Raw genomic sequence first — 7,947 nt, forward strand, 5'->3', positions numbered from 1 at the left:
CTCGACGCATAGCGGGGCAAAGGCGCTCCAGACTCCCCCATACCCAGCATTTGTCGAAAAAGGGCCTCACGGATGATCCGTTCCAAGCGTCTGCATTACTCGACCTCCTTGGCAGCGATCCTGGGGGTCGCCTGCCTCGTGGCATTGCCTGCCCGCGCGGCGGACAAGGTGACGATCTCGCAAGCCTTCCAGTCGATGCTCTACCTGCCCTTCTACGTCGCCATGGATGGCGGCTTCTTCGCCGGCGAGGGCGTCGAGGTCACGAAGGAGACGGCAGGGGCGCCGGCCGTGGCTCTCTCGGCCGTGATCTCGAAGAGCGCGCAGTACTCGGTCCACGGCCCCGAATGGACCGCCATCGCCGCCTCGAAGGGCGCGCCGGTCAACGTGGTGGCGAACGTGGTCAACGGAGCCGCGGTCTGGATCGCCACTGCGCCCGACGTGACCTTCAACGACGTGAAGGACCTGAAGGGTCAGAAGATCGTCACCGGGCTGATGCCGACCACCAGCACCTCGCTGTTCCTCAAGCTCCTAAAGGAGAACGGCCTGAAGCCCGAGGACGTCGAGATCACTCAGGTCCAGCTCGGCTCCGAGCCGGGGCCGCTCCTCGCCGGCCAAGCCAAGATCGCGGTCATGTACGAGCCCGGCCTCGACCAGGTGGTGGCCAACGGCATGAAGGTCGTGCTGGGCTTTCCCGAGCGCTACGGCCCCTACGCCTTCTCCTCCGTGAGCGCCCGCAAGGACGTCGATCCGGCCGTCACCCAGAAAGTCGTCACCGGGATGCAGAAGGCGATCCGCTTCATGCATACCGAGCCCGAGAAAACCATCGCCATCGCCAAGAAGCAGTTCCCCAACCTCGACCCCGCCGTCGTCGAAGCCGCGGTCAAGCGCATGATGCGAGAGAAAGTCTATCCCGACAGCGTCGACATCACCGCCGAGGCCCTGAAAACCGGCATGGAGACCCAGGTGGCGCTGGGCAACCTCTCGGCCCTACCCGATTACGCCACCTTCGTGCGCCGCGACTTCATCGAGAAGAGCCTCGCGGCGAACTGAGGCCGGAAATGTCCGAATGCCACGCCGCATCGGCACGGCGTTCGGCTCCGCAAGACAACGGACCCGTTGATGCTCAACCACCTCGGTCTCGTCGACGCCCTGCGGGCGTTTCGCGATGGACACGTGTCCCCCGGTGATTACCTCGCGGCCTGCCATGATGCAGCCCGGGCTCGCTCGGATATTTCCGCCTTCACCGTCCTCGCGGCGGATCCCGTGCCGGGAGACGGTGCCTGGGAGGGCATCCCCGTCGGGGTGAAGGACATCATCGCCACCGCCGACATGCCAACCACGAACGGGTCGCCCGTCTATGCCGACCACGTGCCCGCCGCGGATGCCTGGATCGTCGCTCGCCTGAAGTCCCTCGGGGCCTCCGTGTTGGGCAAGACGGTCTCGACAGAATTCGCTTGGCGTCACCCGGGGCCGACGCACAATCCATGGAAGCGCGGGCACACTCCGGGCGGCTCGTCGAGCGGCTCGGCCGCTGCCGTGGCGGCCGGGATCGTTCCCCTGGCGCTCGGTACCCAGACCTTCGGATCGGTGATCCGTCCGGCGGCCTATTGCGGGGTCGTCGGCGTCAAGCCGAGTTACGGCGCAATTCCGAGGGTCGGCGTTCACCCGCTGGCCTCCTCCCTCGACCATGTCGGCCTGTTCACCCCCTCGGTGACGGATGCCGCCTTCGCCCTGGCGCGTCTGATCGGCCGAGACGAGGCGGACCCGCACGGCCGCCCATTGCTGGGCTTTTCCATCGACCTCGACACGGGATTTCCCCCCCGCGAGTCGCCCCGCCTGGCGCTGGTTCAGACCACGATCTGGGAAAGGGCCGAACCGGAACAGCGCGCGCTGCTCGCCTTCGCGACGACAGCTTTCCGAACGGCCGGAGCCCATGTGTCCAGCCTCGTGCTCCCGACCGCGTTCGAAGTCCTGTGGGACTGCGCGCGCACTCTCCTCGCCGTCGAGGCGAGTGTCTGCTTCGGATCGCTGGTGGAGCGCTTTCCAGACCGGACGAGCCAGCCGCTCAAGGATCTCGTGGCGGAGGGGGCGCGGATCCCGGCCGTGGCCTACGTGGAAGCGCTTCGGCGGCAAGCCGATCTGCGGGCGGACCTCGATAGGGTGCTGGCAGGCTACGATGCAGTCCTGACCCTGCCCGCCGCCGGTCCCGCCCCGGAAGGGCTGGCCTCGACCGGTGACCCCGCCTTCTGCGTCCCCTGGACCTGCCTCGGCGTGCCGGCTGTCGCCCTTCCGGCTGGGGAGAGCCGAGGGCTTCCGCTCGGGATCCAGCTCGTCAGCACATACCGCAACGATCTGGCGTTGCTCCGCACGGCGCGCTGGTGCGAGACGGTTCTCGCACGTCCGATCACCTTTCCTGCCTCCTGAAAACCGCACATCGCAATCATCGGTACGCTGCCCCATGCTTTCCCTACTATCGCTGCGCAAGCAGATCGATGCCGGCTCGCTCACCGCACGTGAGGCCATCGCCCTCTCCACAGGTGCGATCGCCGAGCACGAGCCTGAGATCCGGGCGCTGGTGAGCCGTAATCCCGTTCCGTTCGTGGCGGAGCAGGGGCCCCTCGCGGGCATTGCGGTGGGAGTGAAGGACATCCTCGACACGGCCGACCTGCCGACGCAGATGGGATCGCCGATCTATGAGGGCTGGCGCCCGCGCGCCGATGCGGCCGCGGTGGCGCGCCTGAGGCGGCTCGGTGCTGTGCCGTTGGCCAAGACCACCACGACGGCCTTCGCCTTTCTTGACCCGACCCAAACCCGCAATCCGCGCCATCCCGGCCATACGCCGGGCGGTTCATCGGCGGGTTCGGCCGCCGCCGTGTCGGCGGGAATGCTGCCGCTTGCCCTCGGTACGCAGACCGGAGGCTCCGTCATCAGGCCGGCTGCCTATTGCGGCGTGGTGGGGATGAAACCGTCCTTTGGGCTTCTGCCCACGGTGGGCATGAAGTGCTTTTCCTGGACGCTCGACACGCTGGGCCTGTTCACGGCGGGCGTCGCGGATGCGGCCCACGCCCTTGCGCAGATGACAGGGCGTCCCGGCATCGACCTTCCCCCAACTGAGCCGGGTACGCCACGGATTGGTGTCGTCCTGCAAGATTTCTGTGCTGATGCGGAGCCCGAAGCGCTGGATGCCCTTGAACGCGTGCGCGCCGCCGCCGAGGCCGTCGGATCCCGCGTGCGCGACGTCGTCCTGCCGGCGGTGTTTGCCGAAGCCTTCGGGCTTCATGGTACGATCCAGGATTTCGAAGCGGCCCAAGCGCTCAATTGGGAATACGCCACGCATCGCGCGAACCTCGGTCCCCTTCTAAGAGCCCATCTCGATGAGGCGCAGGGCGTGTCGCCGAAGGCATACGATGCGTCCTTGAAGGCGGCGGATCGCGCCCGGCGGCAATTGCCCGATCAGTTCGCCGAGCATGACCTGGACGTGATCCTGACGCTCTCAGCGCCCGGCCCGGCGCCGGAAGGATATGCCAGCACGGGCGATTCCCGCTTCAACCGGCTCTGGACGCTGATGGGTGTTCCTTGCGTAACCGTGCCGGTGGGAAGCACCCCAACTGGGTTGCCGCTCGGTGTGCAGGTGATTGCCCGACATGGCGACGATGCCCGAGCCCTCAAGGCCGCACACTTCATTGAGACGCTGATGCGTGGGCAGATTCGCTGATGCAAGCTATCTCGGTAAGCCAGGAAAACGGCACGGAGAAGGACGGCCTTCGCTGTATCCAGTAAATGGACGGCCACGGCAAGAATGGGTCGAAGGCGTAACGTCCGCCTCCAGACTGGCGGCCAATTTCTGCTTATGGCGCAATACTGACGCTCGTCGTAGAATCTCCGGATAGCCAACATCCACTCAGTTGTCCTAAATGGACGCCCTAAGTGTAGTTTTCCATAACCTTAAGTTATGGCGTAGAGGTCGTACCCAGCCTCAATATTTTGAACCTGCTGAGCTTTCGTTTACTCGCGGGTTTTTCAGCCGTGTCGCGCTGGCAGAACAAACCGCATCAGCAATCGGTGAACGCTAGTTTTTTAGGGAGGAGTAATTTGTTGATCCTCACTTCCCATACGGGATAAGGATAGATTCTTTACGCCAACATAACTTACTGGAATCCAAATGCCGGGGGGACGACCAAGAAAATTTGATACAAAGCATGCGCTTTCAGCTGCGATGCTAGTTTTTTGGGAACTTGGCTATGAAGGAGCATGTCTTGAGCGGCTTCGGACGTCCATGGGGATCGCCCATATGCCAAGCCTGTTCAAAGCGTTCGGGGACAAAGAGCGATTGTTCAAGTCCGCCACCGATTTCTACTGGGATACTTATTACGTTCCCATGCTCGCTGATTTGGAAACCACGCCGAACGTCGAGGAGGCGTTCAAGTTCTTGCTCGAAAGCCTAGTCGATCTCTACACGGCCCATGCCCCGATGCGCGGCTGCCTGATCATCACAGGAGCTACGAACTGCACACCACAGAACGCTGCTGTGGTCACCTGGACGGCGCAATATCGTGATCGCATTCAGAGTGCGATCCACGGGAGGCTCGCACGCGCAGTTTCAGAGAAGCAGATCTCGTCGTCCCTTCTCTTGAGCATGTTCGCTGAGTTTTACGGTACCCTCATCGTCGGCATGGCAACGCGGGCTCGCGACAATGCCACGACCGATATGCTTCTTTCGACGGTGAGCTTGGCAATTGAACCGCTGGAGATCGACATCTAATAATTAGCGTGGGCTACAAATCCAGGGATCCTCAGGCTGCACTACCAAACTTCGCGGCACGCAATTCCGAATCACCTCTCATAGCCACCACCGCGCCCATTTGCGGCGCCTTGGCCTGCTGGTGCGGCACGCCTCGCTGTGCCCGTCTCTTTCTCGCCTCCAGGCCACGGCGGGATGACGACGTCGATCGGCGGCGGTGAAGCGACTTTCCTGGCTGCCGCTCGCGCCTTCACGTCCTCCTCCAATTCGCGCCACCGTATTGTGGGGCTTCGGTCGAAGGACCAGCATGTGTCCTCCGTATCGTGAAAAGCGTGGGCTGCCGCGCGTCGGCCGTAAGCAATCCAGTCGTATCGCCTCAGCCGATCGACAGCCGGGGCACATGCAGTGATCAGATTGGCGACAGCCGTTTCAGCATGCCCGTTGGTCTGCATGCGCCGAGCAATCAGGCTGTCAACGCGGGAGGCATCGGGCCAGCGTCCCTCCCAATGCCCGAGGATGTCGGCGCGATGCGCCCAATACACCGGTGCATTCTCTGGTTCAGGTACTCCATCGGAAGGCCATCCGCGCCCTAACCGCGAGCCAGCGTCCAATCCAAGGCGGTTGATGAACGTTATGATCCATTTCTTAATCATGGATTTCAGGCGGCTGCAGAGGGTACCGGCACCGTCCACGATCTGGGCGTAGGCAGGAGACTGCTCAGCCTCTCGTTCGCGTCCTTCCCGTCGCACCCCATCTTTCCGGATCCGCAAACCGTAGCGGCCGTGCTCTCCGCCATAAAACTCACGAAGCTGTTTTGCGGCGGCTGCTACGGCTGCCGCCTCATAGGGCAATCCGAGCTTTTCAGTGGTCAGGACGACTTCATAGCGGTTGTCGGCATTTTTGAGCACCAGCGACGGTTTGTGACGTGTACGAACATGAGCAAGGTCGTCATGTGCCAGACCTGACAGGACAACGTGGTGTCTCGTGTTCGAGATCGGTTGTAGGAAGATGGAGCATGGCGCACCGGTAGCTGTCTCGAGTTCGCGCCACGCCGCCGCGACGCCGGTCATCGGTCTCGGTGTGATCTGGAAGAGCCGATCTGGGCCGGTAGCCGCCCCTACGATATCGCGATGGGAGGACGGGGGGCCAGATCGTTCAGCGACGATCCGGTAGCAGTCGGCCTGCAAAGCAGTGTCATAGTGCGTGAGCAAGCTTTTGGGGTGAAGGCCGGGAACAGACGCGTGTGCGACAGGAGTGCGTTTCGGTTTAGGTCGTCCCAGTTCTTTGGCGATGTCACGTGCGCTCGGTGCGGCTCGAGGCGCTCCACCCGCTACCACGGCCATCAACATCGGCGCAAAGGCAAATGGCGCGTAGATTGTTTCATACTCGTGGTGCGCGATAACGGCTGCCTGTTTTCTCTCGCGAGAAACCGCGAACGAATTTGCGTCGATCCCTGGTGCAGGACGCACAGATCTCCCGTTCCTGGCATTTGCATTCCCATTGTTCGCAGGGGTGCTCAGGGCAGGTTCAAATGGTCCGAAGCGTTTTTCGAGTTTGCTGCGGCCTGCCTCGCGGAATGTCGAGGCTTTGACCACGACACCGTCCAGCACCAGCACAGCGCCTGAACCTTTTGCCTGATAGACGATTTGCTGACGGGCGAGTTCCCGGTGCAACTCGCTCCAGGATCTGACGCGTTTGACGATGGGGCCAGCGACCTCGATGGCCCTGCGCGCGGCACTCTCAACACCACCCCAGATCTCGGCGACGGCAGCACCTGCAGTAAGCGCATCACCGAGTCCAATATTATGAACGAGAGCATGGCCGCTGAGCGTCGTGCGATGAGCTCGTCGCATTCGGGCCGCGCCCAGGAGGTGAGCGCAGCGTACTGCCTGCGAATTTGTATTGGCAGAACGCAGCGCCGAGCTCGCATGTCTGCCCATGTCTACCGTCGGGACGGATCGATCCTCGTGCAGTGTCGTCTGCGACGCGCGACCCTGGTGGCACGCACGCAGCTTTACTGCGGCGACCCTGCGCTGGAGGCGGGCCTCAGGGTTGCGTTGGCCAGCTTGCCGTAGACGACGTTGAGCTGCGTGCGCAGCGTCTGAATGTCCGTCATCATCACGTCTGAGTTGGCCCTCAGTTGTGATACGTCTCCCTGAAGTTCCATCAACATCCTGATGATCAGTTCGAGACGCTCCGCGCCCCGGTCCTGGCTGTCGATGATCGCCCCGATCGGATCGGCCTCCTCTCCCCCCTCCATGAGTAGTTTGAGGATCTGCCCCGTATCGATGTGCGCTCCCTGTGCCTCGGTTGCCGCGATGCGGATTAAATCTGGATGCGTTGCGGGGGCGGACGCCATACTGTTTGACATGATGTTCTCCTTCCCATTCCTCGATGACTTCGAAATGCGCGCCTGGCTCGTGGTGCCAGCCCTGTACGTGCTCAATGCGGGCGACGGCGCGCCCGATGCTGCGATGAAAGAAAGTGATCTTGGTCGTCTTCTGGGCGTCGGGTGCGACGCGTGAGATCAGGGCATGGAGGTGCAGGTTGTCGCTGCCGCCGTGCAGCGTCCACAGCATCCCGTGCCCACGTAAACCGGTCTCCTCCTGCAGGATCACCAGAGCCTGCTCGATCTGACGGATGCTGGGTTGCTCACCGGCCCGCCAGGACAACACCACGTGCTCAACCGGGGAGCGTGCGCGCGGCGCGCCCATCACCGTCGCCGTCATTTCAGCGATCTGGCCTGACCGCGTCCCAGCGATCAGATTGAGCTGACCGAAGGCGAGTACGTCGCCCCGCTCAGCACTGCGATCACGACGGTCTATGTATGCGGCGAGATCCAGGATCTGCCGTCCGATCAGCGCACCGTCATGACGCTTGGGCATCTGCTTGCCGATCATCGCGCCGGTCCCGAAAGCGTGTCGATGGCGCGACGGATGTCATGCAGGACAGGGCGACCAATTTCGCGCAAACCAGGGGTTCGGATGGCGAGCTTCGCCAACCCGCCGAGACGGCGCAGTTCACGGATCAATTCGGCATCGACCTGAGCCGTGATGTGCAGTTCTAGCAGACGGCGCCTGGTGAGCGCTGCCAGCGTGAGGCCTGCCGCTGCGGCTTCGCCCAACAGACGATCGTATTCTTCGGGTGTGAGACGAATGCCGACCTGCTTGGTGAGGCGGCGGCATTCGGATCCACTTTGGCCGGAC

Annotated in this window: 8 protein-coding genes and 1 pseudogene; 5 read left to right on the forward strand and 4 right to left on the reverse strand. The window is 63.0% G+C overall.

Annotated features, from left to right (window positions below; all coding sequences use genetic code 11):
- Positions 1-72 precede the first annotated feature (72 nt).
- The 4 genes from FPV16_RS07900 to FPV16_RS07915 all read left to right on the forward strand — a co-directional run bounded on the left by FPV16_RS07900 (position 73) and on the right by FPV16_RS07915 (position 4,762).
- A complete protein-coding gene (locus FPV16_RS07900) occupies positions 73-1,050 on the forward strand; it encodes an ABC transporter substrate-binding protein (protein ID WP_227437682.1) in 978 nt (325 codons plus the stop codon).
- A 69-nt stretch (positions 1,051-1,119) separates the two neighbouring features.
- A complete protein-coding gene (locus FPV16_RS07905; protein ID WP_227437683.1) occupies positions 1,120-2,424 on the forward strand; it encodes an amidase in 1,305 nt (434 codons plus the stop codon).
- Positions 2,425-2,458: 34 nt separating this feature from the next.
- Positions 2,459-3,715: an amidase gene (locus FPV16_RS07910; protein ID WP_227437684.1), complete on the forward strand. Its 1,257-nt coding sequence runs from the start codon at positions 2,459-2,461 to the stop codon at positions 3,713-3,715.
- Between the two features lie 576 nt (positions 3,716-4,291).
- A complete protein-coding gene (locus tag FPV16_RS07915) occupies positions 4,292-4,762 on the forward strand; it encodes a hypothetical protein (protein WP_227437685.1) in 471 nt (156 codons plus the stop codon).
- A 71-nt stretch (positions 4,763-4,833) separates the two neighbouring features.
- Here FPV16_RS07915 and FPV16_RS07920 read toward each other — a convergent pair whose 3' ends face one another.
- Entirely contained in the window at positions 4,834-6,594 is a 1,761-nt protein-coding gene (locus tag FPV16_RS07920) for a hypothetical protein (protein ID WP_227437693.1), read from the reverse strand.
- 161 nt (positions 6,595-6,755) lie between these two features.
- Positions 6,756-7,112 (reverse strand): hypothetical protein, encoded by a 357-nt coding sequence (locus tag FPV16_RS07925; protein ID WP_227437694.1) that lies wholly within the window; start codon positions 7,110-7,112, stop codon positions 6,756-6,758.
- Between FPV16_RS07925 and FPV16_RS26040 the strand changes: the two genes are divergently transcribed.
- Entirely contained in the window at positions 7,111-7,266 is a 156-nt protein-coding gene (locus FPV16_RS26040) for a hypothetical protein (protein WP_264483733.1), read from the forward strand. The two genes, FPV16_RS07925 and FPV16_RS26040, sit on opposite strands and share 2 nt — an antisense overlap.
- Here the strand turns inward: FPV16_RS26040 and FPV16_RS26400 are convergent.
- Both FPV16_RS26400 and FPV16_RS07935 read right to left on the reverse strand, forming a co-directional pair.
- Positions 7,228-7,641 (reverse strand): annotated as a pseudogene (locus FPV16_RS26400) (relaxase/mobilization nuclease domain-containing protein); the annotation flags it as partial. The gene FPV16_RS26040 and the pseudogene FPV16_RS26400 sit on opposite strands and share 39 nt — an antisense overlap.
- Positions 7,638-7,947, reverse strand: a 310-nt coding sequence (locus FPV16_RS07935) for a plasmid mobilization protein (RefSeq protein WP_413629223.1), incomplete at its 5' end; no start/stop codon positions are given. The gene FPV16_RS07935 and the pseudogene FPV16_RS26400, both read right to left, overlap by 4 nt.

Source organism: Methylobacterium sp. W2, from assembly GCF_020662345.1.
Classification (GTDB): domain Bacteria; phylum Pseudomonadota; class Alphaproteobacteria; order Rhizobiales; family Beijerinckiaceae; genus Methylobacterium.

What these genes read in the sequence shown, in the direction of transcription:
- FPV16_RS07900 (WP_227437682.1), top strand. Translation starts at nt 73, where the DNA reads ATGATCCGTTCCAAGCGTCTGCATTACTCGACCTCCTTGGCAGCGATC.
- FPV16_RS07905 (WP_227437683.1), top strand. Translation starts at nt 1,120, where the DNA reads ATGCTCAACCACCTCGGTCTCGTCGACGCCCTGCGGGCGTTTCGCGAT.
- FPV16_RS07910 (WP_227437684.1), top strand. Translation starts at nt 2,459, where the DNA reads ATGCTTTCCCTACTATCGCTGCGCAAGCAGATCGATGCCGGCTCGCTC.
- FPV16_RS07915 (WP_227437685.1), top strand. Translation starts at nt 4,292, where the DNA reads ATGCCAAGCCTGTTCAAAGCGTTCGGGGACAAAGAGCGATTGTTCAAG.
- FPV16_RS07920 (WP_227437693.1), bottom strand. Translation starts at nt 6,594, where the DNA reads ATGCGACGAGCTCATCGCACGACGCTCAGCGGCCATGCTCTCGTTCAT.
- FPV16_RS26040 (WP_264483733.1), top strand. Translation starts at nt 7,111, where the DNA reads ATGATGTTCTCCTTCCCATTCCTCGATGACTTCGAAATGCGCGCCTGG.
- FPV16_RS07925 (WP_227437694.1), bottom strand. Translation starts at nt 7,112, where the DNA reads ATGTCAAACAGTATGGCGTCCGCCCCCGCAACGCATCCAGATTTAATC.